Here is a 25,372-nt window from a genome sequence, read left to right as displayed (position 1 = left end):
GTTAAAGTCATTTTATTTTTTTTCTTACAAATTGCAATTAGGCATTCTAATTTAAACAAAAAAGAAATAACTGGTACAAAAACTAAATTTCTTCGGTAACCAGACTGTGAATTAATTCCTGTGCCTCAATCAAGATGCGTTTTTTTTGGTGTGTGGCCGTTTGCAAGTATTGAAGGTAGTTGGGGTTTTCTACTAGATCGCGAACAAGTATACAACCGTTTTTGAGCAATAGGGACTTTTCCATACTGTTCAAATTAGTTAAACAAGTTACAGGATACAGCGCTAAATTGTCTACTTTGTTTTTAATGTTGTTTTTCGCGGGATAGTCCCACGCTAACATATTTAATTTATAGTATTCACCAAAACGAATGGAATCTGTTGTAAGATAAGCGTTTGTCACCAGCCAGCCATCCGTAAACTGTTGGGATGTTTCAAAAAATGAAAAGGACAGCCCTTTGATATCTTTTACTCTCGAAAGGAAATACATAGGAGTGGTAACCGATATTTTGGCATCGACATCGTTTCGAAACTTACATTCTATAGCCAGCATAATATCCCCTTTTGTGGCAATAACATCAATTTCGTGCGTTACGGCATGTCCCTGTACGGTTTTCCCTGTAATCGTTTGATAGCCCGCATTGGCAAACAATTTACCGATCCATTTTTCAAAATAAAAGCCTTCTGGTCCTAAATCTCGAAGAGCTTTTTTTAAAGAATACCTGGCGGCGTAGGAATCACGGTGATTTTTTAGTAAATCAAAGGCAAGCTCATAGAGCTCGCGCGTGCTGATGCCGTCATAGAGACGCGGTTGTATGCGTTGAAAAACCTTCTCCACTTCCTCTTCCGAAGCCTCTGACTTAGAAAGGGAGTGTTTCAATTTTTGGGGTTCAAATGGAACCAACTCTCCAGAGTATTTTTTCACATAAATCTTCATGATGATTTGTTTGGGTTTCAAAAAGTACAATTTTTTACATAAACAGCAAAACATTTTGAATAAATAGACTGTTCTATTTAAAAAAATGCGTTATGGGAATTATAGAACAAGCCGTAGATACAATGAAAGTGAAACTGGACGATGCTTGCGAACAAGGCACGATAACCAGTTCCGAACGGATGCTGTCCGTGATAGCAGGTGGTTTCATTCTTGGATATAGCCTGAAGAAAGTAATTAAAAAACCATTGACCGCTCTCTCTGGTGTTACATTGGGAGGAGCCTTGATTGCTAGAGGAATAACGGGAAAATGTCCGGTTACAGGCGCAATCCACCAAGCAGAGGAAGAGGAACGTAATCTTACATTAATCGAACGCCGATATTTCGAGAAATAATCAAGTTTGTTTGTTATATACTAAATTCTGGCCAGACTGTCGCGAGATGGTTTGGCTTTTTTGTATCAACTGATAAAACCTTTGACGTATTGTTGGGTAATCTCATGTTTCGGATTCAGCAGGACATCATCTGTCTTTCCAAATTCTATTATTTCCCCATTATATACAAATATGATATAATCTGATACACGTCGTGCTTGCCGAAGAATATGTGTGACGAGGACGATAGTGTAATCTTGTTTGAGTTCGATCAGTAAATTTTCAATAGTTTGGGTAGAAACAGGATCTAGTGCCGAAGTCGATTCATCTCCCAAAATAATTTCTGGTTTTACCGCGAGTCCGCGAGCTAGGCATAAACGTTGTTGCTGTCCGATAGATAGTCGGGTTGCAGAAGCATCTAACCGATCTTTCACCTCATCCCATAACCCAACGTTTCGTAATTGGGTTTCGACGATCTGAGTTAATACCTGCTTATTTTTTTCACCATGTATTCGAGGACCATAAGCTACATTATCAAAAATAGACATAGGTAAAGGGAAAGGCCTTTGCGAAAGAAGCCCCATCTTTTTGCGGATATGCGTAACTTCCGCATCTTTAGCATAAAGGTCTTCGCCGTTCACTAATACCGAACCTGTAATTTCTACGCCTTTAGTGTCGTCTACGAGACGATTTAAGGTTTTGAGCAGGGTTGTTTTTCCACAACCCGACGGTCCAATAATCGAAGTAACCGAATTATTAGGGATAGATAGATTGATATCTTTTAAAATACGCTTACCCTCAATGGCAACGTTCAGATCTTTAATTTGTATATGAGGGATGGAAATATTCCCTAAGTCTTGTGTTTCTGCTGCTTGGATGCGAGAAGATGTGTGCATATAACGATTATTAAAATAATAAATGTTAAAACTAGAGCGGAAGCATAGGCACGTCCTTGTACTTCCGGAATCGGACTACTCAATTGAAAGAAAATAGCTAACGGTAAGGTAGCGGCGGGCTCATCTACATATTTTGGAAGATTGTCACTAAAACCTGTGGTTAACAAAACACCGGCTACATCGCCTATAGCGCGTCCAAATGCTAATAGAATAGCCGTAAAAATACCGGGCTTAATATACTTTAAGCATATTTTAGCGGTTTCCCATCTGGTCGTTCCCAAAGAAAGGGTAACATGCTTCAGATCGATAGGAATTGTTCTTAACAACTCATCTATAGTGCGCACCACAATGGGGATAGTCAATAGGGTAATCGTGATAATACCTCCCAATAATGAAGCCCGGATACCTACCCAAACCATGATACTGAAGGCAATCGCACCGTATACAATAGACGGAATACCAAAAAGCACATCAAACAATAATTTGCAAGATCGCTCTAAAAAAGATCCGCTCTTTACATAAACATTCAGAAAGATGGAAATGGGAATTCCGATGAGCGTGGCGAGTAAAGTAGAGCTGGTGGCTAAGTATAGCGAACCTAAGATCGCATTCAAAATACCACCCTCTTTTCCGATGTAAAAGCCACCTTTCGGCGCTTGACTGATCATTTCCCAGGATAAATAAGGAAGACCTTTATAAAGAATCGTTCCGATGATGAAAAAGAGAGAACCGGTAATGGTGATACCCGAAAGTTGCATGGCCACTTTCGCTATTTTTTCTTTTAGTAGACGCTTTTTGACATTTGATATCATGATTTCCTCTCCAATCTGTTAAGAATTAAACGCGATATTAAATTGAATCCGAAAATAAGTACAAACAATAGTAAAGCTGCAAACATCAATGCGGAGTCATACAGCGGTATGGACATCATCTCTCCAAAGTTATTCGCAATTAAGGCGGGTAGCGGATAGCCCGCGTCGAAGAATGATTTCGGAATCTGTGGAATGTTTCCGCAGACCATGAGAACGGCTATTGTTTCACCAAAGGCCCGGGAAATTCCCAGCACAACAGCCGCTATCAATCCAGGTTTGGCCTTTATCAGGATAACTTTCACGATGGTTTCCCATTTTGTAGCTCCTAACGACAGTGAAGCTGCTTTTAATTCATAGGGAATTGTCTGGAGTACTTCTACCATAATACTTACCATGATCGGGAAAATCATCACCGCCAAAACAATTCCACCAGCAAATACGGTGTAACCGGTAGTTTCTGCTCCTACAATAGGCGCGATGTACTGGCTCAAAAAAGGAACCACAAATAATACACCCCAAACACCATAAAGTACAGGTGGAATGGCAGCCAATACATTCACTAAAGGCAAAACCATTTTGCGCAACGCTTCACCAGCATATTCTACTAAATAGACCGAAGCTAGCACACAAAGTGGGACGGCAATAATAAGCGATATAAAAGTTACCCAGACTGTCCCCATAATAAAGGAAAGAAATCCAAAACTACCGTTCATTGGCGACCAGACACTTTCCGTAAGGATTACGCCCAAACGCTCAGCACGCAGCAAGGGCATCGATTTTATACTCAGCCCGACGAGTATAATAACAATGACAACAAGGGATAAAACCAGCAGCGTAGCAAAACTCTGCCGTATTAGCTTATCTTTTATTAATCTCCAGTTCACTTTAATTTATTTAATTCATTGTTCTTTATTTCGTCATTCAATGGCACATACCCGTTTTCGAGGAGATAGCCCTGTTGCTCCTTTTCCAGAACAAATTGTATAAATGCCGTTAATAAGGCCGTCTTCTTGTCGGAGTGGATAACAAATGTCAAATCGCGGGAAGGTGGAGAAGGGTACCGATTGGTGGCGACTGCGTGTGTCAAGGAATCTAGATGATCGTAAAAATCTTCTTCTTTATTGATATGGCCGTCACCATCAAGATCCAACGGAAGAATAGCGATATGTTCTACCGTTCGCTTTGTTTTAAGATCATAAACAAAATTGATATTGCTAAAACCTATTGAAAGCGGCTTATCCTTAATAGCTTGTACTAAACCGGGGTCTCCAAATATACCTACTCCTTTTAGCCCTTCTTGGTGTACTCCCAGAAACTTGGCCCAAGTTTCTGCAGCACCTGCGGCATCCGATCGCACGTATACTTCGATAGGTTTATTTATAAAACGAGCATCAAGATCACTCCAAAGCTTGTATTTTCTGTGTACAAAAATCCCCACTAATTCTTCTTGCGTCAGACCTCGTTCTGTTAAAAGGGTATAATTCGGGTGGTTACGGTTAAAAGAACCTACTACGGCATCTTTAGCCACATGTATAGGATAAGCGCCACGCACAAGTTCCTGTTGATGCAGGTCTCGAGATACTAGGCCGATATCCACCATGTTAGACAATACGTCGGAAATACCCTTTCCAGCGCCTCCTGCCGAAATATTAAACCGTACATTGGGATGTTCCTTTTTAAAATTTTCACTCCATAATACAACGATAGGATATAAAGCAAATGCACCGGAAATAGAGATATTTCCCGTATAACCTTTTTTTTCGTCGTATCCCTCTTTAACCTTCGGAGCACACGAAATTGTTAAAAGTATAAATAAAAAGCTGTATACTAAATAATTGTGTATTTTCACTTAACTTGCTATTTGAATTACTTCGGGAAATTTCTTACAAATATATACTAAATTGGTAGATTTTGTATTATTAATAGATAAAAATTTTGTAACTTTGCGAACGCGCTATTATAAAAATATAGCCGTAATGAGGAGTAAATTAGAGAATTCGTAAATAGAAAAGAGTTTAGGTTCATGCAAAGTTTTCGAACAGAATTAGAAAATCCAATAGTAGAGCAGGAGATCATCGAGCTGGAGAAAAAAATAAGAGCTTACCGCCAAGGGAATATTGTGGAGGATAGATTTAAATCCTTACGCTTAGCCCGAGGCATCTATGGTCAACGCCAACCAGGTGTTCAGATGATACGTATCAAGTTGCCTTTTGGCAAAGTAACCTTTAAGCAATTATTGAAGATCGCGGATATCTCGGATGAATATGCTAGTAGTAATATACATTTCACGACAAGGCAAGATATTCAAATACACTTTGTAAGTCTTGATCGTACACCCGAACTGTGGTCAAAACTAGCAGAGGATGACATGACACTCCGGGAGGCCTGTGGTAATACGGTTCGAAACGTGACGGCCTCTCCAGCCGCAGGGATAGATCCAGACGAACCTTTTGATGTTTCTTCTTACGCGCAGACGACATTCGAATATTTTGTTCGGAACCCCATCTGTGCTGAAATGGGGCGAAAGTTTAAGATTGCATTTTCCTCGAGCATAAAAGATACGGCTTTTTCCTATATACACGATTTCGGCTTTATCCCTAAAGTTAAAACAATAGACGGTCAGGAAGTACGCGGTTTCACGGTGATGTTTGGAGGTGGTTTGGGCGCACAACCTATACTTGCACATAAAATACATGATTTCTTGCCAGAAGAAGAACTTATTCCTTTGATGGAAGCAACTATACGTGTGTTTGATCGCCATGGTGAGCGTAACAATAGAAACAAGGCACGCTTCAAATATGTGGTGCAAAAATTAGGATTAGACGAAGTTTTAAGGTTAGTTGAAATCGAGCGCAAAGCAAATAAAAACAAACGGTTTGCCATCGACAGAGATAAAATCACGCAACCGGAACCTCCACCTGCGTTTACGGGTATTGTGGAACCTCTGGATGCAAATGCATATGAAATATGGTCAAAAACGAATGTTTTCGAGCAGAAGCAAAAAGGTTTCTACGGTGTATATGTTAAAGTACCTACTGGAGATATATCCACTGCCAATGCCCGGCTGCTGGTAGCTGGGATTCGTGGCCATGTTGCTGATGATATGCGGATTACACAAGATCAAAATCTATTGTTAAAATACGTTCGAAAAGAATCACTTCCACATATATATAATGTGCTGCACCAGTTGGGTTATGCAAGATTTGGATTCAATAGCACATTGGATGTGACAACCTGTCCGGGAACAGACACCTGTAATCTAGGTATTTCCAATTCAACAGAAATGGCACGTGTACTGGAGCAATATATAGAAGAATTTCATACAGATTTCGTCTATGAAACAAATCTGAAGATTAAGATTTCCGGTTGCATGAACTCATGCGGTCAGCATAGTCTAGCACATATTGGATTTCACGGTGCTTCGCTCAAAGCTAACGGCAAGGTATTACCAGCAGCGCAGATTATGATGGGTGGCGGAACCGTTGGTGATGGTGTTGGCCGTGTATCCGATAGAGTTACCAAAGTACCTACAAAACGGGTTACACAGGTTGTAGATTTGGTCTTAAATGACTATAAAGTAAATAGGTTGGAAAACGAGAATTTCCATGATTACTACGACAGGCAGACGAAAGATTATTTTTACCGTTTGCTGAAACCCCTTGCTGATTTAACCAATCTAACAGACGACGAGTTTGTAGACTGGGGACGTGATGATGTATACAATACAGCCATCGGAGTGGGAGAATGTGCAGGTGTAGTTATCGATTTAGTGGCTACGTTGTTATTCGAAGCAGAAGAAAAGCTGGATTTAGCAAAAATAATGTTAGAAAAAGGGCAATATGCAGACGGTATATATCATGCCTATAGTGCCTTTGTATGGACAGCAAAAGCATTGCTTCTGGATAAAGGAATAAATGCGAGTACACAAATAGCGACTATAGATGAATTTGATACACAATACGTGCAAACGGAAATATTTACTTTTTCAACGTCGTTTAAAGAGCGCGTATTACAAATCAATAAATATGAACCTTCTCAGGAGTTCGCAGAAGCATATTTAACACAATCGACAGCATTTTATGTTGATGCTGCTGCCCGAAGAGAGGAGCTACGGGCAACAACTACAACCGTGTAGTTTAATATTAGGAGGGAAATAAGGAATGCAAATTAAACCATTTATTACTTTAGTAGGAGCTGGGCCGGGAGATCCGGATCTAATCACGCTAAAAGGTATAAAAGCTATTCGTGAAGCGGATGTTATTCTATATGATGCTTTAGTAAATGAAGAGCTGTTATCGTATGCCAAGCCATCTTGTGCATTGATCTATGTCGGCAAACGGGCAGAACGCATATCTACTTCGCAAGATTATATCAATAAACTCCTGGTGGATTATGCTTTGACGCATGGTCATGTCGTACGTTTAAAAGGGGGAGATCCGTTCGTATTTGGACGCGGAGGAGAAGAGATTGATTATGTCAGACAATTTGATATCCCTACGGCTGTGATACCCGGTATATCTTCTTCGTTAGGTCTGACAGGATTGCAACAGATTCCATTAACGTATCGTGGTATCAGTGAAAGTTTTTGGGTGATTACCGGTTCTACATCCGATGGACGTCTGTCAGATGACTTGCAGTCGGCGGTGCATACCCGTGCTACTGTTGTTGTCCTTATGGGATATGCTAAATTGGCACAAATCGTTGATTTTTATCAACAACATGGCAAAGGCCAATTGCCAATAGCGCTGATTCAAAATGGGTCTTTACCAAATGAACGCATTGCATTAGGACGGATAGACAACATCTTAGAAGAGGCAGAACGAAATCTAGTGGGGGTGCCTGCAATTATCGTTTTGGGCGATGTCGTTGCTAAACACCAAGCATTTGAAAATATAAAAAAAGAACTTCAGTCACTTACTGTTTAATTTTAGATGAACGAACTGTTTCCCATATATGTGAAACTTCATCAGGTTCAAACCCTGTTGGTAGGAGCTGGAAACGTGGGGTTGGAAAAATTGGAAGCGATATTAGCCAATTCACCCGAAGCCAAGGTACATATCGTGGCGGCAGAAGTCAACCCCGAAGTTTACACGCTCGTTAAAGGAAAAACTAATATAGACGTGTCAGAGCGACTGTTTGACGAAAGTGATATCAACAATATAGATTTGATTATGTTGGCGACGAATAATACGACATTGAACGCGCATATTCGTCAGCTAGCCAGCAAACGTCACATTTTGTTGAATGTTGCTGATAAACCTACATTATGTGATTTCTACTTGGGTTCGGTGGTTTGCAAGGGTAATCTTAAAATCGGGATATCAACGAATGGTAAATCACCTACGATAGCCAAACGACTTAAAGAATTTCTTAACGAGCTGCTTCCGGAAGAAATTGATGAAACGCTGGAATTAATGGGACAGCTAAGAGATAATTTAAAAGGTGACTTTCAAGAAAAGGTACGTGCTTTAAATGCACACACAAAAGATGTTTTAGTTAAGAAATCGTATGATAGCACAAATTAAGCAGGAAATACAAGGCTTGAACGCTGCAGAAATTGTTGAGCATGTGCAACGAAAATACGGTCCAAAAACGGTTTTTTCGACTTCTTTCGGTATAGAAGATCAGGTTATCACACATCTGATTGCACAGTCCGGAAAAGAAATCTCTCTTTTTACATTGGAAACGGGACGTCTTTTTCCGGAAACATATTATGTATGGAATAGGACACTCGAGAAGTATAAGCTTCCGATAAAAGCTTATTATCCAGATACCGCTGCTGTAGAGAAAATGGTAACGGAAAAAGGACCCTCCAGCTTCTATGAATCGGTAGAGAATCGGAAAGAATGTTGCCATATACGTAAAATAGAACCTTTACGTCGTGCCATACAAGGATTTGAAATATGGATTACGGGTATCCGTGCTGAACAGTCCTCCAATCGAGAAGATATGGAAAATGTAGAATGGGATGCTGCAAACAATATTATTAAAATACACCCTTTGTTTCATTGGACATTAGAAGAAGTAGAAAGCTTCTTGAAAAAGAATGGTATACCTTATAACCCCTTACATGATAAGGGTTTCCCAAGTATAGGTTGCCAGCCTTGTACCCGGGCAATACGTAAAGGGGAAGACTTCCGAGCCGGCAGATGGTGGTGGGAAGATAAAAGTAAAAAAGAATGTGGTCTACATGTCACACAATAAACAGTCAATAGATTATAAATAGAAGATGGATTATTTAGATCATTTAGAAGCGGAGGCAATATATATCCTGCGTGAGGTAGCGGGACAATTTGAGAATCCTGCACTTTTGTTCTCGGGAGGAAAAGATTCGATAACGTTAGTACATTTGGCAAAAAAAGCTTTTCGACCGGGAAAATTTCCTTTTCCGTTAGTACATATTGACACAGGTCATAACTTTCCGGAAACGATTGAATTTCGAGATTGGTTGGTCGAGCAGTTAGGCGAAAAACTCATTGTCGGGTTAGTGCAGGAAAGTATCGATCAAGGAAAAGCCATAGAGCAAAAAGGAAAAAATGCAAGTCGAAATCCTCTACAAACCGTGACTCTTTTGGACACAATCGAGAAGTATGGTTTTGACGCTTGCATAGGTGGGGCTCGGAGAGATGAAGAAAAAGCTAGGGCAAAAGAACGTATTTTTTCTGTACGTGATGAATTCGGACAATGGGATCCAAAACGTCAGCGTCCAGAGCTGTGGAATATCTTAAACGGAAAAATCCATAAAGGGGAAAATGTTCGGGTGTTTCCAATTTCAAACTGGACGGAATTGGACGTTTGGAATTATATTAAACGAGAAAATATTGCATTACCTTTGATATATTTTAGTCACGAACGGGATGTTGTATTGCGAAATGGACAATGGATGGCAGCCGCACCATTTTTACAAATAGACGAAGAGGATATTGTAGAGCATAAATCAGTTCGTTTCAGAACAGTAGGTGACATGACCTGTACAGCAGCTGTAGATTCCGTTGCGACGGAACTTGATGATATCATCGAAGAAATAAAGGCTTCAACGGTAAGCGAAAGAGGCGCAAGGATGGACGATAAAGTTTCGGAAGCGGCGATGGAAGAACGTAAAAAACAGGGATATTTTTAAGGAAGTAAGCTAGAGAGAAATGAATATACTGAAATTTATAACAGCAGGCTCTGTAGATGACGGAAAAAGTACGTTGATTGGTAGATTGTTATATGATACCAATTCGATTTTAGACGATCAATTAGAGGCTATAAAAAAAGCCAACCGAAAAAATAATGATGGAACGGTTGACCTGGCGATATTAACAGACGGTCTGAAAGCTGAGCGCGAGCAGGGAATCACTATTGATGTAGCGTATAAATATTTTCAAACAGAAAAGCGGAAATTTATTATTGCTGATGCACCAGGTCATATACAGTACACACGTAATATGATAACCGGAGCATCAAATTCTGAGTTGATTATTATTTTAATTGATGCACGTAAAGGAGTTATTGAACAAACGAAACGTCATTCGTTCCTTGCCAAATTATTGTCATTAAAGAAGGTGCTCGTTTGTGTCAATAAAATGGATATGGTTGGATTTGATCCGTTTGTTTACGAAAAGATTAAAGCAGATTATCTAACACTGGCTAGCCGATTGGGACTTGAAAATGTGGATTTTATTCCGGTTTCTGCTTTAAAAGGAGATAATATCGTAAATCGTTCGGAGAATACGCCTTGGTATGAAGGAGTTTCCTTATTAGATTATCTGGAAACGGTTAATATAGAGGATAAAAAGCCACAGCCGTGGCGTTTTCCTGTACAATGGGTAGTACGGCCACAAACAGATGATTTACACGATTATAGAGGCTACGCTGGGCGTGTTTTAGGCGATGGACTAAAGACAGGAGATGAGGTTATGGTGCTACCAAGCGGAGCGAGGAGCAGGGTAAAAAGCTTGGAATTAGCCGAAGAACCATTGGATCAAGCACAGAATGGACAATCTATTATTGTTCATTTAGCAGACGATGTTGACATTTCAAGAGGAGATATCCTCGTAGCTGTTTCTCAACCACCATTGGCGGAAAGAAATTTTGAGGCAAATATATGCTGGTTTGATAATAAACCTTTGGATAAAAATCAAATCTATTTACTACAAAATCATACAACAGTCACTAAAGTTAAGGTGGCTGACGTTCTCTATAAATTTGACGTAAATACGCAGGAAAAGCAATATGAAACAGACATTCAGCTGAATGATATTGCCAAAATAGAGCTTAAGGCGGCTGGTGATGTTGTCTTTGATCTAAATCGTGATTTTCCGGAGAACTCTCAAGGTATATTAATTGACCCCCGAACGAATTTAACCGTTGGCGCTTTAATGATTGAGAATGTAGCCTAATTAATATATAGGTAACAATAAAAAAAGCAACACTAATTAAGTGTTGCTTTTTTTATTTAAAGAGGAATGGTCAAATTCTAAAATATAAAAAGACCTATAATTGACATTATGTTAAATAGAGTTTATATAACCTCCCATTATAACCGATTTACGTTTCTCTTGACATTATTTTAACGAATATTCGCCATTCTTCATTTTTTTTAATAAATTAGCAATCTGAGGGTAAATAACAACTATAATTCATAACAAATGTCACTTAACTTTAAGAAGTTTATTAATTACGTGGAGGAAAGAAATCCAAACGAACCGGAATTTTTACAGGCTGTTGCCGAGGTTACCGAAGATTTGATACCTTATATTAACGAGCGCCATCCAACTTGGAGTGATTTAAAAATATTAGAGCGCATTGTCGAACCAGAGCGTGTAGTTTCTTTTCGGGTAACATGGTTAAATGACAAAAATGAAGTTCAGGTAAACCGTGGATATCGTGTGCAAATGAACAGTGCGATTGGACCATATAAAGGAGGGCTCCGCTTCTCTCCCACTGTAAACTTAAGTATTCTAAAATTTTTAGCTTTTGAGCAGGTGTTCAAAAATAGCTTGACAGGAATACCCCTTGGTGGAGGAAAAGGCGGTTCAGACTTCGATCCTAAAGGCAAGTCCAATATGGAAATTATGCGCTTTTGTCAAAGCTTCATGACGGAACTATATCGCCATATTGGACCGGAAACAGATGTTCCCGCTGGAGATATAGGTGTAGGAGAACGTGAGGTCGGGTATATGTTTGGTCAGTATAAACGTATTCAAAATAACTTCACAGGTGTATTAACTGGAAAAGGTAAACACTGGGGAGGTTCTTTTATTCGTCCGGAAGCGACAGGATATGGTTTGCTTTATTTCGTCGAGTGTATTTTTGAAAATATAGATGAAGAAATAGCTGGAAAAACGATCACTATATCAGGCGCTGGCAATGTTGCCTATTATGCAGCAGAGAAAGCCATACATTTAGGTGCTAAAGTGATTTCCTTATCAAATAGTACAGGTACACTACATGACCCAGAAGGGCTGACACTGGAGAAATTGAGTTACGTTGCGACGTTAGGACGTGAATTATCTAAATATCCACAAAAATTTAAGGCTGCCTCTTTTCATGCAGGAAAAACGCCATGGCATCTTAAATGCGATATTGCTCTTCCCTGCGCTACCCAAAATGAATTGGATGCTGAAGATGCTAAGCAGCTTGTTAAACAAGGTTGTGTATGTGTCGCCGAAGGTGCTAACATGCCTTCTACCGCTGAGGCTATTAAAATATTCCATAAAGCTAGAATTCACTTTGCTCCCGGAAAAGCTGCAAACGCTGGTGGCGTAGCTGTTTCTGGTCTTGAAATGTCACAGAACTCTATCGGACAGCAGTGGCATGCAGAAAAGGTAGATGCCCGTTTAAAAGGTATTATGGATAATATTCACAAAACTTGTCTTAAATATGGCAAGGAAGAAGATGGCTATATTAATTATTTAAAAGGTGCAAATATCGGAGGCTTTATTAAAGTCGGCGCTTCTATGAAAGCACAAGGGTTGGTTTAATGCCCAATTTCGTGTAAATTCAAAAGCTCCACAACCAAATTGTGGAGCTTTATTTTTATCTAATTTTTAAAATATGAGAGTAATAGCAGAACTTCCTCATCCGGATTGCAAAATATCTATTTTTTCAATGAATCAAAAATTCATCATTAAGTTTGAACAGGGTGCATTGGAACAATCTTATAAGTTAGCAGAAACAGACGTAATAGGCGGAGTGAATGGCGTATTTGAACTTCTCGATGAGACATTTATAAGTCAGGTAGTAGAACAATTTAAGTCTATGCGTAAAACCTTTATGGAAGCGTATGATAGATATGAATAAATAATTCTTTTAATGAATGTAAGTAAGTGACAAACAGAAGTATATACATTAACTTAGCAAGAAACAAAATTAAATTTGGTTTGACGTGGACATTTTTTAGGTGTTTGTGTATTTTGAAAAATATATTGTTTATATAAACAATATAAATAACTGAATAACAGTATTTTAATTTTTTAAACGAAATATTATTTCGCATAAATTGTGTCTATTTTATAGCTTTTCCAAAGGCTGGCACTTTGGAAAAGCTTGAGAAAAGATTTAAAAATCAACTTTTATAATTGATTTCAACGGAATAAGTACGCCATTCTTAATTTGAATATACTGCTCCGTTAATGACCATACCGTTGTTTCAATCCGTTTTGGCCCGTCCTCCGTTTGGAAAACAATGGTCGTTTTGGATTTAAACTCATTGCCTAGACGCTGTGCCGCCCATAGTTTGTCATATAACGTAGCTGTATTGTCTACTTCAGCTGGAATAATCTTATAATCCCCAATATGTTCTTTTTCGATGATTTGTGCCGTCATATACCCAGTTTTTTATGTAAATATTCTCGTTTTTCTGTCCTAGCTAAATATAATTATTTGATTTTGACGTTTTATACATAACAACAAAATATTTACATTATTGCTTACTTTTTAACATTTATTTGCAACTATATAACCATACGAAAAAAACATCCAAACAAGGTTGCCCTGTTTGGATGCTTATTGAATTTACATAAAATTGCTAACCGTACGTAATTAAGACGCGAATGCTCTTTCTCCTTTTTTATAAGGATAGTTACCATCATATTTACCCGGAATCTTAACATAGCGCAACGCTTTCGTCATTCCAACCTCCGAAGTAAAAAATCCAGTCAATGTTATCTGTTTCAACATATGGAAGAAATGATTAGGAAGTGGTTCTGCACCTTCAGCTAATTCACTTTGCTTCTGTCCTCTTTCTTTTTGGAATTCTTTAGCTTCCTTATCCAACATATTGACAAATTGTAATTGTTCGTCTTTTGAAAGTTCTTGGAATTTTTTGCCGAATTCCTTTTTCGACAGCTCGTCTACCCCGCCTAAACCTTCTAGGAAAGCCTTTTGGTCCTGCGGATCATAACAATCCCGGATCATCACCGGAATAAATTCACCAACACCTGCTTCCTTAGCACCCGGGGTTGATGTTTCCGGTAGAATCGCTTCTGCGAGGTCTCCCAAGAAATTCATCGTATCCTTTTCAAACAACGCCGCCACTTCTTTGGTCGCGGGTCTTGTACACCCTTCCAGAAATAAGTTGGCTCCGATAACAGAACCCCCAATAAGCATGGCCACCCGTTGAATTGCTTCTCTTCTATTCATTTTAATCTACTTAAAATTAAATGTTATAATTTATATCCCATCCTTGGCGGTATTCCCGTTTCACAAACTGATTGACGAGGTCAAAGTTGGTTACCTTCATGGCATCCTTATCCCATAATAACTTGAGATTTCTACCTGGGAACCTACCATCCACTTGAAGATCTGCCCCACGAATAGCTAGGTTTGCCATTAAAATAGCTTCGGTAAGTGGTCCTGAAATCTCAAATGGTGCGCTGACTTCCATATTCCCATATCCTGCAATACAAGCTTCTACCCACTGGGCATAATGTCCGCTTGCTTTGCCCTGAACACGCGCATATTTTTGTGCTACAGTTTCTTTGCGGCTAGTTGGAAGCAAACGGGCATTATCACCATAAGTATCTGCTAACAACTTTCCTTTTGTACCAACAAATAAGATACCGTTACCACCATCACCGAAAACTTCGTTAGGTTCTAATTCATCCGGACGCGCGGGCTGTATACCACCATCCATCCAATGTAAAGTAATCGGTCCACTGGTTTTTTCCGTTTTTGGAAAGGTCATTGTAACGTGGCTCGATGGCGGACAACTTTCTGGGAAATAGCCTCGTTTGAATTCATCCACATAGATAGTACCCACAGTTGCCTGTACATCTTGTACATATTGAAGTCCTAAGGTACTAAAAGGCACTTCTAGAAGATGACAGCCCATATCACCCAATGCTCCGGTACCATAATCCCACCAACCGCGCCAATTGAATGGTACAAGTTTTTCAATATAGTCTTTATAAGGAGCCGTTCCTAACCAAAGATCCCAATCTAACTCCTTCGGCACCGATGCTATTTGAGTTGGCCAAGGAATACCAGAAGGCCACACCGGTCTATCTGTCCAACAGTAGATGGTGTGGACATCGCCTATTAATCCAGCTTCATACCATTCTCGGATCTCCCGTGGACCGTCGTTTGACGCGCCTTGGTTTCCCATTTGGGTCACGACCTTATATTTTTTTGCGGCCTCTGTTAACACGCGCGCTTCCCAGACATCGTGTGTCAATGGTTTTTGTACGTAGACGTGCTTACCCAATTCCATGGCAGCTAATGTTTGGATCGCGTGGTTATGATCCGGAGTAGAAATAGAAACAGCATCTATATGCTTATGTTCCTTGTCCAACATCTCGCGATAATCTTTATAATATTTAGCTTTTGGAAAGTTTTTTATCGCTCCTGCAGCGCGACGATCGTCTACATCACATAAAAAGGCGATTTCTGCTTTCCCGCTTTTGTGAAAAGACATAATGTCGCCATGACCTTTACCACCTACACCTATTCCAGCGATGGACAACTTGTCACTTGGTGCAATAAATCCATTTCCACCCAATACATGACGAGGAACAATCATAAAACCTGCTGCAGCTAAAGCCGCATTTTTTATGAAATTTCTTCTTGAGCTATTTGTTTCTTTCATGATGTGATACTTTATTTAGTTAAGCTGATTTATAGATTCCCTTTCTTAAGCTCGCTAACTGCAAAATCTACTGCACGTGCTGTTAATGCCATATATGTTAACGATGGATTGACACAAGCACCCGAAGTCATCGCCGCACCATCAGTTACGAATACATTTTTCGCATCCCAAACTTGATTATGTTTGTTCAATACAGAGTTTTTGGAATCGGTCCCCATGCGTGCCGTCCCCATTTCATGAATTCCTTGACCGAAACCATAGATACTATCATAAGTGCTGACATTTTTAACACCTATTTTCTCTAGCATATCTTTCATCTCATCCATCATATCCGGACGCATTTTTAATTCATTATCTTTGATCTCCATATCCATGGCTAACACAGGTAACCCCCACTTATCTTTCTTATCCTTATCGAGATAGATTCTATTCTCGTGGTACGGTAGGATTTCTCCAAATGCCCCAAAGCCAACACTCCAGCTACCTGGCTCCAGCATAGCATCTTTCCAATCACCGCCAACACTCATTTCTGCAACTTCACCAGACCATCTGCCTCGACTTGCCGCTCCTTGGTACCCAAATCCACGTACATAATCCCGTTTTTTATCGTCACCAGGTACATTAACAAATCGAGGTACATATAAGCCAGTCGGCCGCCGTCCGAAAATATATTTATCTTCGTACCCCTCTACCGTACCACTGGCGCCACAACGAAAATGGTGATCCATTGCATTATGACCAAGCTCACCAGAGCTACTTCCCAAACCGCCTTCCCAAACATCAGTAGCGGAGTTCATTAATACCCAAGTCGAGTTGAATGCCGAAGCACACACGAAGATGACCTTTGCATGGAATTCATAGGTTTGGTTCGTTTCTGCGTCAACAATTTCTACACCTGTTGCTTTCTGTGTATCCTTATCATATAATATCCGCGTAACAATAGAGAAAGGACGAAGTGTTAAATTACCGGTCGCCACTGCAGGAGGTAACGTAGAAGATTGTGTACTGAAATAAGCGCCGAAATTACAACCTAACCAACATTGGTTTTGATATTGACAATTTACACGTCCATGATGAGGCCTTGTAATATTAGCCGTTCTTCCCATAATAAAATGGCGTTTCCCATTGTATTCTTTTTGCAAACGAGTAGCTAGATCTTTCTCCACCACATTAAAATCCATCGCGGGAAGAAAATCACCGTCTGGTAACACATCAAGACCATCCCTATTACCTGAAATACCAGCCCATTTCTCTGCATAACTATACCACGGCGCAATATCAGCATACCGAATCGGCCAATCTGTACCGTGTCCATCCTTTATATTTGCCTCAAAATCCAAATCGGAGAAACGGTAACTCTGGCGTCCCCACATTAAAGAACGACCACCTACATGATAACCGCGATACCAGTCAAATCGCTTAACTTCAGTATACGGACTCTCTTTTTCATTTACCCAAAAATCCAGGTTTTTCTCGTTCAACGGGTAATCTCGTTTCAATACGGGATAATCTTTTTCCATTTGCTTGGTCCGACCTCCTCTATGCGGATATTCCCAAGTATCTTTGTTCGCGTGATAGTCTTTTATATGCTCAACGTTTCTCCCGCGCTCCAGCATTATGGTTTTCAGCCCTTTCTCCGTAAGCTCCTTCGCTGCCCAACCACCGCTGATGCCTGATCCGATGACAATTGCATCATAAACATTATCTGCCATACCTTTTCTATTTTTTTAATTTGTTTTTTTTATACTGTTTTACTCTCTACTTTCTCATTTTTAAATAAAATCATGAATAAGATCATGACAACAAATGCAATACCAGCTGGCACAATCCATATTTGTTGCCAAAATGCAGCTACGTCTGTTTCCTTTATACTTTGGTATTTGTCTCCAATAAAACCGGCAACCCAAAAACCTATCAATTGTCCCACACCGTAAGTCGCTAACGTAATCAATCCCTGAGCGGCACTTTTATACTTTACGCCTGCTTTACTATCGGTATAAATTTGCCCCGAAACAAAGAAGAAATCGTAACATATACCGTGTAGCGCAATACCAATAATTAACATAAATGATAAGTCACCGGCATTTCCATAGGCAAACAAAAGATAACGTACTACCCATGCCAACATACCGATTAGAATCGTTTTCTTAAAACCAAAACGAACAAATAATACCGGTAACAATAATAAGAATACCGCTTCCGAAACTTGTCCTATAGCCATTTTCCCTGTCGCATTGGATAAACCAATCTCCACCAAGAATGGATTGGCGTTGGAATAATAGAAAGCTAACGGTATACATATTAAGATAGACGAAATAAAGAAAATTAAGAAGTTCCTATCTTTTAATAGCTTGACCGCGTCCAATCCTATAATGGAGGCAAACGAAGGCTTTTCTACCGAATCCACTTTTATTGGAGGTGTTTTTGGTAAAATGAAAGAGAACAACCCTAATACAGCCGAAGCGATGCCAGCCATCACGAAGGTATTTCGCAAAGCACCCTGTTGTGCACCCGCTGGTGAATCCCATTGGAATATGAAGCTAATAGCCAATCCCGCGACAATCCACCCGATAGTACCCCATACCCGAATACTCGAAAATTGTGTTTCAGGATTTGTTAATTGCCTAAAGGACACGGAATTAACCAATGCCAAAGTAGGCATATACAGAATCATGTATGCTAAAACGTAAGGATAAAACGTAGCTATATCCGTCGCCTTATACATCTGGAACATGAGAAATGCTCCAATTAAATGTAAAATACCTAGGATTCTTTCCGCATTAAAATAACGGTCGGCAATCATACCAATAATAAATGGTGCAATAATAGCGCCTAATGATTGTGTCGAAAATACGTTGGAAATCTGAAAAGGTTCAGCTTGTAAGTTTTGAATCAAGAAAGTTCCTAACGTTACGAACCATGCTCCCCAGATAAAAAATTCGAGGAACATCATAAAAGATAGCTTAAATCTTATGGATGTTGACATCTGATAATAGGTTTATTTTTGTATAAATATATTACTTCTCCTTTATTTTATATAAATTCACTCAAAAATTGTCTACTTCCCGATAAGCATTGACCAATGCCTTTTCGCCTTCCACACCAGATTTCGACATTCCGTGTTCCATCCCCACAATACCTGTATAGCCTTTTTCTTTCAACCATTTAAATACATTTTTATAATTGATTTCTCCTGTAGTGGGCTCTTTTCTTCCTGGATTATCGCCTACCTGGATATACGCAATCTCACTCCAACACATATCCATGAGATTGATAAGATTACCTTCATTTTTTTGTTGATGGTATGCATCATATAATATCTTACAAGATGGACTTCCAACGGCCTTACATATTTCATAGGTTTGATCCGTATATCGAAGAAATAAATCTGGGGTATCGCTTAATGGCTCCAACACCATAGTAATACCATGTGGTTCAAAAATATCGGCACCACGTTTTAATCCTTCGATCACGTTGGCCGTTTGAACACCTATCGGCAGATTACGCTGATAGTCGCCCGGAACAACGGTTACCCACTTGGCATCGACCCGTTTTGCCACTTCTACCGATTGTTTACATCCTTTCAAGAAAATATCAATATGTTCCTGTTTTCCGGCGGCCAAAGTATTAGCTCCGTTACCTCCTTTAGGCACAACAAATACGCCCATGCGCATACCTAATTTGGCCAAGGTCTCTCCTATTTTTGTTTGTTCTTCTACTGGTCGAGTAGGTAAACCGTTGTCCTCAATACTACGGAATCCCAATTCATGCATGTACTTGATTTCATCAACAAAGTTTTTACCAGCTGTTGCCGAAAACATGCCTTGATGCGGGGCATAATCTAATTGGAAGGTATCTCCTTCTTTATTTTGTTTTGTTGCTGCCATAATTTCATTACCTAAAATAGTTGTACTTCCAATAAACGCTGCACCACTTTTTATAAAATCTGCTCGTTTCATTCTATTTAAATTTAATCGGTTAATTATTTTTTATATATCGGTGAAAGTCTGCTGAAAAAGCTTCTTTAAACCGACCTTTATCCTGATAAATAATATAGACGTCGATGTATTCGAGTCTGTTTGCTAGCTCTATTCCCTGCTCCGGTGTCATTGCCATAAATACATTGTCATACCCATCTGCATCCATAGCTGTAGGTGCTATAACCGTGACGCTGGCTACGTTATTTTGTATGGGGTAGCCGTCCTGTGGATTTATATGGTGATGGATCCGACGTCCTTCCAAATCAAATGTCCGTCTATAATTTCCAGATGTGGTCACTGCCCTATCCGTCAATTGCAGTATAACATTCGAATATTTTCCGTTCTGCGGACTTTCGATAGCAATCTCAAAAGGTATGTTAACATCCTTATAACCTTTTACCTTTATTTCGCCACCTAATTCAACCAAATAGCTTTCAACTCCCTTACCATCCAAAAATTGAGCAATTACATCCACTGAATATCCCTGCGCTATTCCATTTAAATCTACCTGTACTCTTTCGTCACTCTTCGTTAGCATATTGTCGTTTAAAACCAGTTTATCCATGCCCACAAATTGCAATATACTATCAATTGTCTGGCGTTCAGGAAATGTGTGAATTCGATTTGGACCAAACCCCCACAAATTTACCAAAGGCATTACGGTTATATCAAAAATACCATCTGACAGTTGATTTAGATCAAACGAACGTCGCACTACCTTCGCCATGTGTTTGTCCAATTCTATATCCCTATCTGCTCTATTAAAAATCGAGATGAGAGATTGGTCGTCATACAGCGACATGGAGCGGTCAATTACCTGCAGCACGCTATCTATCTGTATTTTAGAAACGATAGAATTTGGCGCATAGTATTGAATGTGATAAGATGTACCCTGTGCCTTGCCATCAATAGTAAATTTAGGTTGCTGGGCATAAGCCAAACAACCTAAGCATATTAAACACGATATGAATACTCCTTTTAACACGTTCTATATATAACGATCTGTATTTTTGCCCGGAATGGGATAAGGATATTCTCCGTTTTCATTCGGAACGATTTTAGGCAAGGCATCCCAGGCGTAAACATCAGGAGACAGATCAACAGTGGAGGTTAGGGCCTCTTCCCATTTAATGATCTTTCCCGTATAGCAAGCATTACGACCGATAATACCCGTAAGTGTGCTATACGCTCCATGCTGCGCGTCGTCAAACACATATTCATTTTTAGCTATTGCCGCAAAAAGTTCTTTATGCTCCTGCTGATAAGCGTTTGGATTGCCTTTGGGATCATGACGGTATATTTCGTTTCCGTTGGTATCCCATAGTATTGCCTGGTTTCCTGCAGAAAGGAAAGCGCGCCCATTAGTTGCCTGAAAAGTTTCGTCCACACGGTTGGATACGCCTTCAAAATGTCTACATTGGCTATATACCACAGCACCATCGTCGTAAGTAAGTTCGATAGCGAAGTTATCATATATTTCACCGTAATCTTTACCGGTACGGTGGGCTCGACTCCCTGTCCCTTGAATAGAAACAGGATACTTTCCTTTTACCCAATTGGCAATATCGATATTATGCACGTGTTGCTCCACAATATGATCGCCACAAAGCCAGTTGAAATAAAACCAATTTCGCATCTGGTATTCCATTTCCGTTTGTTTTGGTTCGCGCGGGCGAACCCAAACGCCCCCACTATTCCAATAAACCTGTCCGGAAACGACATCGCCAATGGCACCATCTTGTATGCGCTTAATGGCTTCTCTATAATTCGTTTGATAACGTCGTTGTAACCCTACGACGACATTTAATTTTTTCTTTTTAGCCTCAGCTGCAGCAGCTAGTACCTTCCGTATACCTGGAATATCGACTGCAACAGGTTTCTCCATAAAAACATGTTTGCCCGCTTTTACAGCTTCTTCAAAATGGATAGGACGAAAGCCGGGAGGTGTAGCAAGTAATACCACATCTGCATCTCTAATAGCTGCTTTATAGCCATCAAAACCGACGTATTTACGACTGTCCGGCACATCTACCTTATCACCAAATTTTTCTTTTATAGTTTGGTAAGTCTTTTCTAGATTATCTTGGAAGGCATCTGCCATCGCAACCAACTTCAAGTTTTGCCCTGAAGCAAACGCATCAAACGTGGCACCGGTACCACGTCCGCCACAGCCGATCAAGGCAATCTTGATCACATCACTTCCAGCAGCAAACACACTCGATACTGGTACCGACGACAAAGCAGCTGCCCCCGTTAATAGGGATCCGGCTTTAATAAAATCTCTCCTTTTAAAATGTTGCATTAGTTTAGGTGTTGTAATTTACTTATTAAAAATCCTTTATAGGTTCTTGATTATAATAAATCATAATTTCTTCCTGTGATGGTGGGTTAACTGGACGAACAAGACGTAACCCAATAAATGGAGCTTCGGGAAACCACCAATTAGATTTCGGTATTTGTGGATCTAATTGCTTCCATATAGGATCAGATACCATACGGGCAGTCGATCGAAGTTCATCAGGCTGGCTATCAAAAGAACCTCCTCTTACGCTATGTGGGTATAGTTCAGTCGGCACAGCAACCGGATTTTTAACCGTCTTACCCTCAAACTGTTTATAGTAATCAGCTATATACTGATCGAAAGTCCATTCTGCCACATTCCCCATCATATCATATAATCCCCAGGCATTCGGTTTTTTCTTTCCTACCGGTGCCGTTTTTTCGTTGCTATTTGCTTCAAACCAAGCGTATTCTACTAGTTGGGAAACGTCGTCTCCAAAAAAATATTCGGATGTAGATCCCGCACGACAAGCATACTCCCACTCTGCTTCTGTGGGTAAACGATAGAATACGCCCGTACGCGTATAAAGCCATTTGCAAAACTGGATGGCATTATAATGTGTCATTGCTAATGCAGGATGTCCTTCTTTACCCATGCCAAAAGTCATATCTAAATAAGGTTTTGTCGGCCGTGTCACCGCGTCTACGCCAGACGGTACTTTACCATCAATGGCAATCGTCTGTTCCAAGTCCTTATAAACAAAAGGTTCGTATAAATCCCAGGTTACCTCATAAGTACCCATCCAAAATGGATCAAGCTCCACCTGATGAATCGGTTTTTCATCCTCTTTATTAGATTTATCACTTCCCATAAGAAATGTCCCTCCAGGAATTGCTTCCATAGAAAATTCTAAATGAGTTCCTGCCACTTTTTGAATATAACGCCCGTGCTTTTCCTGTGCTTTTGAAAGGAGATTAGCTACCATGAACGTAAAAATAATTAAACCGTTCTTTACATTTTGCATTATCATTAATCTAGATTTTTACAAATCGGAACTAAATATAGGAATAATATTGTAAAAAATACACTAAGTCTTTTTTACAACAATCAAGTTACAAAAAAAAGTGCTTGCAAAGCGTATTTAAAATGACGGAAATATCACTGATTCCGCATCAAAGCACAGCCTATAACGTTAAAAAAAGTGATATCTTTGGCTCCAAATTATTATTTTTGAAAAGACGATATTGGAAAATTTTTTTTTAACATCAGTGTTATTAATAGCTACTTCACAACTATATGCACAAGTAGATTCTATTCCAGGAAAAGAACCCGTAAAGAATCCATTTGTTATAGAGTTAGAAATGGAAAATGGCGGAATATTGGCGGCTAAAGATATAAGGCGTACTACTTTTGAAAGTGCATATTACAATGGGATCAACTTAAAAATAGGCTGGAAAATACAGAAATCAGATGACCAATACTTCACACTATATAACAATCCTATCTACGGGATTGGATTTTATAGTAGTACATTTAATACCGATATTATAGGAAGCCCTTATGCTATATACGGATTCATGCAATCCCCATTTGGAAATTTAAGAAAGAAGCGCTGGAGTTTCGATTATCGTATAGGTCTCGGTATTTCAGGCAACTTTACACCTTATGATGCCGAAACCAATCCGCTGAATGTCGTTATCGGCGCAAAAAATAATGTTTTTATTGATTTTGGTATACGGAGTCAGTATAAAATTAATCCGAATTGGCGCGTAGGATTAGGTTTGGCCTATCACCACTTTTCAAATGGAGCTCTTCGGTTGCCAAACAAAGGCGTTAATCTAATTCCCCTCACGGCTTCCATTACTTATCAACCCAACGGTGGAACCGTTATTCCCGACAAGAGCAAGATAGCTCCCTATAGCGACAAAATTCTCTATCATATCAATTACGGTATAGGCTGGAAACAATTAGATATTAATAAAGATGAGCGTTTTTTAAAGACCACATTAGGTGTTTACGCGAGTAAGCACGTAGCACATAAATGGAGAATGGGTGCTGGTCTCGATTTATTCTACTCCTCTTCCGGAAACTACGATGAAATTGCAGGAGATGATAGCGGGAAATTAAGCGCTAAATTATCCGGCGGACCATCATTTTACTTGGTGCATGTATTAAACCGTAATTTGGTATTGAATGGGAACGTGGGGTATTATATTCACAAACGATATTTCAATGGTGAAATAAACCATGTCTTTTTAAGAGCAGGCGCACGGTATTATGTTTATAAAGACATTAATGCAGGCATCTCTATCAAAGCCCATAAAGGAAAGGCAGATTTTATCGAATGGACTGTGGGGTATACGTTTAATAGGGATTAACAGATGTTGTATCCTTTTTTCTTGATAAAAAAGGATACAAAAAAACCTACATCACTAATTTCCCAATGCTTTTTGCTAGATTTCTGTCTACCGTAATATAGCCCGGATAGTAGATATTACTATTGCCAATTTTAATAGATGGTTTTATTTTAAGGACAAGAAAACCTTCTCCTTTTCTCGTGAAAAGCTCATTTAATACATTTTCGATTCCTTCTTCTTTTGCGGTACCGAAGATATTCGCTTTAAAGGTTAGGGGTACAACGGTGCTCTCACCGGTTGCCAAATGAAGATTTTCGTTCACCGTTCCTTCAAAAAGTGGTTTTCCTTGAATTTCAATCAGATATTTGAAGGAATTGATTTTTGTTGTTGTGGTAGTGGGGTTACTGACTTTCATATTTATTCGCGCCTCCAGCGGTAAATCTTGGCGCAACATCGCCATGGCAATCCCCGGAAGGGAAGCTAAATTTACACCATCTTTTCCTGTGTAGCTATCCATATTTCTACCGGCCAAACGGATATCCTGCAGAGATTCCACTGTATAGTCGCATTTGGCAAGTGCGTCAATTTGATTTTTATTGATAGCACAGCCGCTCAATAATAATCCCATGAACATTATACATAGGATATTGATGTTCTTTCTTTCCATAT

25 protein-coding genes are annotated in these 25,372 nt (G+C 39.6%); 10 read left to right on the top strand and 15 right to left on the bottom strand.

Annotated elements, in window-relative coordinates:
* Positions 1 to 82: 82 nt before the first annotated feature.
* Positions 83 to 955, bottom strand: a complete 873-nt coding sequence (locus EWE74_RS03735; protein WP_239018548.1) for an ATP cone domain-containing protein — start codon at positions 953 to 955, stop codon at positions 83 to 85.
* Positions 956 to 1,026: 71 nt separating this feature from the next.
* On the opposite strand from EWE74_RS03735, the gene EWE74_RS03730 reads away from it, so the two are divergent.
* Positions 1,027 to 1,326, top strand: a complete 300-nt coding sequence (locus EWE74_RS03730; RefSeq protein WP_130140169.1) for a YgaP family membrane protein — start codon at positions 1,027 to 1,029, stop codon at positions 1,324 to 1,326.
* A gap of 65 nt (positions 1,327 to 1,391) precedes the next feature.
* Here EWE74_RS03730 and EWE74_RS03725 read toward each other — a convergent pair whose 3' ends face one another.
* From EWE74_RS03725 to EWE74_RS03710, 4 genes are read right to left on the bottom strand one after another with little or no spacing between them, the layout of a single operon-like run.
* Positions 1,392 to 2,201: a phosphate ABC transporter ATP-binding protein gene (locus EWE74_RS03725; RefSeq protein ID WP_130140168.1), complete on the bottom strand. Its 810-nt coding sequence runs from the start codon at positions 2,199 to 2,201 to the stop codon at positions 1,392 to 1,394.
* On the bottom strand, positions 2,156 to 3,013 hold the full coding sequence (locus tag EWE74_RS03720; RefSeq protein WP_165384633.1) for a PstA family ABC transporter permease: 858 nt from the start codon (positions 3,011 to 3,013) through the stop codon (positions 2,156 to 2,158). Before EWE74_RS03720 ends, EWE74_RS03725 begins: the two co-directional genes overlap by 46 nt.
* Positions 3,010 to 3,897 carry a phosphate ABC transporter permease subunit PstC gene (gene pstC, locus EWE74_RS03715; protein WP_239018547.1) on the bottom strand — a complete coding sequence of 296 codons (888 nt, stop codon included), beginning with the start codon at positions 3,895 to 3,897 and terminating at the stop codon, positions 3,010 to 3,012. Before pstC ends, EWE74_RS03720 begins: the two co-directional genes overlap by 4 nt.
* Positions 3,894 to 4,862, bottom strand: a complete 969-nt coding sequence (locus EWE74_RS03710) for a PstS family phosphate ABC transporter substrate-binding protein (protein WP_130140166.1) — start codon at positions 4,860 to 4,862, stop codon at positions 3,894 to 3,896. The genes pstC and EWE74_RS03710 overlap by 4 nt, the downstream gene beginning before the upstream one ends.
* A 174-nt stretch (positions 4,863 to 5,036) precedes the next feature.
* On the opposite strand from EWE74_RS03710, the gene EWE74_RS03705 reads away from it, so the two are divergent.
* The 8 genes from EWE74_RS03705 to EWE74_RS03670 all read left to right on the top strand — a co-directional run bounded on the left by EWE74_RS03705 (position 5,037) and on the right by EWE74_RS03670 (position 13,300).
* Positions 5,037 to 7,148: a HEPN domain-containing protein gene (locus EWE74_RS03705; RefSeq protein ID WP_130140165.1), complete on the top strand. Its 2,112-nt coding sequence runs from the start codon at positions 5,037 to 5,039 to the stop codon at positions 7,146 to 7,148.
* A 25-nt stretch (positions 7,149 to 7,173) separates the two neighbouring features.
* A complete protein-coding gene (gene cobA, locus EWE74_RS03700) occupies positions 7,174 to 7,938 on the top strand; it encodes a uroporphyrinogen-III C-methyltransferase (protein WP_130140164.1) in 765 nt (254 codons plus the stop codon).
* 6 nt (positions 7,939 to 7,944) lie between these two features.
* Positions 7,945 to 8,538 carry a precorrin-2 dehydrogenase/sirohydrochlorin ferrochelatase family protein gene (locus tag EWE74_RS03695; protein WP_130140163.1) on the top strand — a complete coding sequence of 198 codons (594 nt, stop codon included), beginning with the start codon at positions 7,945 to 7,947 and terminating at the stop codon, positions 8,536 to 8,538.
* Positions 8,522 to 9,217 carry a phosphoadenylyl-sulfate reductase gene (locus EWE74_RS03690; RefSeq protein WP_130140162.1) on the top strand — a complete coding sequence of 232 codons (696 nt, stop codon included), beginning with the start codon at positions 8,522 to 8,524 and terminating at the stop codon, positions 9,215 to 9,217. Before EWE74_RS03695 ends, EWE74_RS03690 begins: the two co-directional genes overlap by 17 nt.
* Before the next feature lie 25 nt (positions 9,218 to 9,242).
* Entirely contained in the window at positions 9,243 to 10,133 is an 891-nt protein-coding gene (gene cysD / locus EWE74_RS03685; RefSeq protein WP_130140161.1) for a sulfate adenylyltransferase subunit CysD, read from the top strand.
* Between the two features lie 19 nt (positions 10,134 to 10,152).
* Positions 10,153 to 11,397, top strand: coding sequence for a sulfate adenylyltransferase subunit 1 (locus EWE74_RS03680; protein WP_130140160.1), 1,245 nt, complete (start codon positions 10,153 to 10,155; stop codon positions 11,395 to 11,397).
* A 249-nt stretch (positions 11,398 to 11,646) separates the two neighbouring features.
* On the top strand, positions 11,647 to 12,981 hold the full coding sequence (gene gdhA, locus EWE74_RS03675; RefSeq protein ID WP_130140159.1) for an NADP-specific glutamate dehydrogenase: 1,335 nt from the start codon (positions 11,647 to 11,649) through the stop codon (positions 12,979 to 12,981).
* Positions 12,982 to 13,054: 73 nt separating this feature from the next.
* On the top strand, positions 13,055 to 13,300 hold the full coding sequence (locus tag EWE74_RS03670) for a hypothetical protein (RefSeq protein ID WP_130140158.1): 246 nt from the start codon (positions 13,055 to 13,057) through the stop codon (positions 13,298 to 13,300).
* A 258-nt stretch (positions 13,301 to 13,558) separates the two neighbouring features.
* Here EWE74_RS03670 and EWE74_RS03665 read toward each other — a convergent pair whose 3' ends face one another.
* From EWE74_RS03665 to EWE74_RS03625, 9 genes are all read right to left on the bottom strand, one after another.
* Positions 13,559 to 13,825 carry a hypothetical protein gene (locus EWE74_RS03665; protein WP_130140157.1) on the bottom strand — a complete coding sequence of 89 codons (267 nt, stop codon included), beginning with the start codon at positions 13,823 to 13,825 and terminating at the stop codon, positions 13,559 to 13,561.
* A gap of 216 nt (positions 13,826 to 14,041) precedes the next feature.
* Complete coding sequence (locus tag EWE74_RS03660) at positions 14,042 to 14,641, bottom strand: gluconate 2-dehydrogenase subunit 3 family protein (RefSeq protein WP_130140156.1); 600 nt, start codon at positions 14,639 to 14,641, stop codon at positions 14,042 to 14,044.
* Between the two features lie 16 nt (positions 14,642 to 14,657).
* The gene (locus EWE74_RS03655; RefSeq protein WP_206365128.1) at positions 14,658 to 16,085 is read right to left on the bottom strand and encodes a Gfo/Idh/MocA family protein; all 1,428 of its coding nucleotides are present in this window, start codon (positions 16,083 to 16,085) and stop codon (positions 14,658 to 14,660) included.
* Between the two features lie 29 nt (positions 16,086 to 16,114).
* Positions 16,115 to 17,797 (bottom strand): GMC oxidoreductase, encoded by a 1,683-nt coding sequence (locus EWE74_RS03650; RefSeq protein ID WP_130140154.1) that lies wholly within the window; start codon positions 17,795 to 17,797, stop codon positions 16,115 to 16,117.
* Positions 17,798 to 17,826: 29 nt separating this feature from the next.
* Positions 17,827 to 19,071: an MFS transporter gene (locus EWE74_RS03645; protein WP_130140153.1), complete on the bottom strand. Its 1,245-nt coding sequence runs from the start codon at positions 19,069 to 19,071 to the stop codon at positions 17,827 to 17,829.
* A 61-nt stretch (positions 19,072 to 19,132) separates the two neighbouring features.
* The gene (locus EWE74_RS03640) at positions 19,133 to 20,044 is read right to left on the bottom strand and encodes a hydroxypyruvate isomerase family protein (protein WP_130140152.1); all 912 of its coding nucleotides are present in this window, start codon (positions 20,042 to 20,044) and stop codon (positions 19,133 to 19,135) included.
* Positions 20,045 to 20,063: 19 nt separating this feature from the next.
* Positions 20,064 to 21,050, bottom strand: a complete 987-nt coding sequence (locus EWE74_RS03635) for an FAD:protein FMN transferase (protein ID WP_130140151.1) — start codon at positions 21,048 to 21,050, stop codon at positions 20,064 to 20,066.
* Positions 21,051 to 21,053: 3 nt separating this feature from the next.
* Positions 21,054 to 22,367, bottom strand: coding sequence for a Gfo/Idh/MocA family protein (locus EWE74_RS03630; protein ID WP_130140150.1), 1,314 nt, complete (start codon positions 22,365 to 22,367; stop codon positions 21,054 to 21,056).
* Positions 22,368 to 22,392: 25 nt separating this feature from the next.
* A complete protein-coding gene (locus EWE74_RS03625) occupies positions 22,393 to 23,376 on the bottom strand; it encodes a formylglycine-generating enzyme family protein (protein WP_239018546.1) in 984 nt (327 codons plus the stop codon).
* Between the two features lie 238 nt (positions 23,377 to 23,614).
* Between EWE74_RS03625 and EWE74_RS03620 the strand changes: the two genes are divergently transcribed.
* A complete protein-coding gene (locus tag EWE74_RS03620; RefSeq protein WP_239018545.1) occupies positions 23,615 to 24,724 on the top strand; it encodes an acyloxyacyl hydrolase in 1,110 nt (369 codons plus the stop codon).
* Between the two features lie 46 nt (positions 24,725 to 24,770).
* Here the strand turns inward: EWE74_RS03620 and EWE74_RS03615 are convergent, their stop codons facing one another.
* Positions 24,771 to 25,370, bottom strand: a complete 600-nt coding sequence (locus EWE74_RS03615) for a hypothetical protein (protein ID WP_130140149.1) — start codon at positions 25,368 to 25,370, stop codon at positions 24,771 to 24,773.
* Positions 25,371 to 25,372: the final 2 nt, after the last annotated feature.

The organism is Sphingobacterium corticibacterium (assembly GCF_004208525.1).
Lineage (GTDB): Bacteria > Bacteroidota > Bacteroidia > Sphingobacteriales > Sphingobacteriaceae > Sphingobacterium > Sphingobacterium corticibacterium.
The sequence above is the reverse complement of the archived record's forward strand: the minus strand, read 5'-3'. Positions and strand labels throughout refer to the sequence as shown.

Excerpts from the sequence above, each read along its gene's own strand:
- EWE74_RS03730 (WP_130140169.1), top strand. The coding sequence starts at position 1,027 with ATGGGAATTATAGAACAAGCCGTAGATACAATGAAAGTGAAACTGGAC.
- EWE74_RS03725 (WP_130140168.1), bottom strand. The coding sequence starts at position 2,201 with ATGCACACATCTTCTCGCATCCAAGCAGCAGAAACACAAGACTTAGGG.
- EWE74_RS03720 (WP_165384633.1), bottom strand. The coding sequence starts at position 3,013 with ATGATATCAAATGTCAAAAAGCGTCTACTAAAAGAAAAAATAGCGAAA.
- EWE74_RS03705 (WP_130140165.1), top strand. The coding sequence starts at position 5,037 with ATGCAAAGTTTTCGAACAGAATTAGAAAATCCAATAGTAGAGCAGGAG.
- cobA (WP_130140164.1), top strand. The coding sequence starts at position 7,174 with ATGCAAATTAAACCATTTATTACTTTAGTAGGAGCTGGGCCGGGAGAT.
- EWE74_RS03695 (WP_130140163.1), top strand. The coding sequence starts at position 7,945 with ATGAACGAACTGTTTCCCATATATGTGAAACTTCATCAGGTTCAAACC.
- EWE74_RS03690 (WP_130140162.1), top strand. The coding sequence starts at position 8,522 with ATGATAGCACAAATTAAGCAGGAAATACAAGGCTTGAACGCTGCAGAA.
- cysD (WP_130140161.1), top strand. The coding sequence starts at position 9,243 with ATGGATTATTTAGATCATTTAGAAGCGGAGGCAATATATATCCTGCGT.
- EWE74_RS03680 (WP_130140160.1), top strand. The coding sequence starts at position 10,153 with ATGAATATACTGAAATTTATAACAGCAGGCTCTGTAGATGACGGAAAA.
- gdhA (WP_130140159.1), top strand. The coding sequence starts at position 11,647 with ATGTCACTTAACTTTAAGAAGTTTATTAATTACGTGGAGGAAAGAAAT.
- EWE74_RS03670 (WP_130140158.1), top strand. The coding sequence starts at position 13,055 with ATGAGAGTAATAGCAGAACTTCCTCATCCGGATTGCAAAATATCTATT.
- EWE74_RS03665 (WP_130140157.1), bottom strand. The coding sequence starts at position 13,825 with ATGACGGCACAAATCATCGAAAAAGAACATATTGGGGATTATAAGATT.
- EWE74_RS03660 (WP_130140156.1), bottom strand. The coding sequence starts at position 14,641 with ATGAATAGAAGAGAAGCAATTCAACGGGTGGCCATGCTTATTGGGGGT.
- EWE74_RS03655 (WP_206365128.1), bottom strand. The coding sequence starts at position 16,085 with ATGAAAGAAACAAATAGCTCAAGAAGAAATTTCATAAAAAATGCGGCT.
- EWE74_RS03650 (WP_130140154.1), bottom strand. The coding sequence starts at position 17,797 with ATGGCAGATAATGTTTATGATGCAATTGTCATCGGATCAGGCATCAGC.
- EWE74_RS03645 (WP_130140153.1), bottom strand. The coding sequence starts at position 19,071 with ATGTCAACATCCATAAGATTTAAGCTATCTTTTATGATGTTCCTCGAA.
- EWE74_RS03640 (WP_130140152.1), bottom strand. The coding sequence starts at position 20,044 with ATGAAACGAGCAGATTTTATAAAAAGTGGTGCAGCGTTTATTGGAAGT.
- EWE74_RS03630 (WP_130140150.1), bottom strand. The coding sequence starts at position 22,367 with ATGCAACATTTTAAAAGGAGAGATTTTATTAAAGCCGGATCCCTATTA.
- EWE74_RS03625 (WP_239018546.1), bottom strand. The coding sequence starts at position 23,376 with ATGATAATGCAAAATGTAAAGAACGGTTTAATTATTTTTACGTTCATG.
- EWE74_RS03615 (WP_130140149.1), bottom strand. The coding sequence starts at position 25,370 with ATGGAAAGAAAGAACATCAATATCCTATGTATAATGTTCATGGGATTA.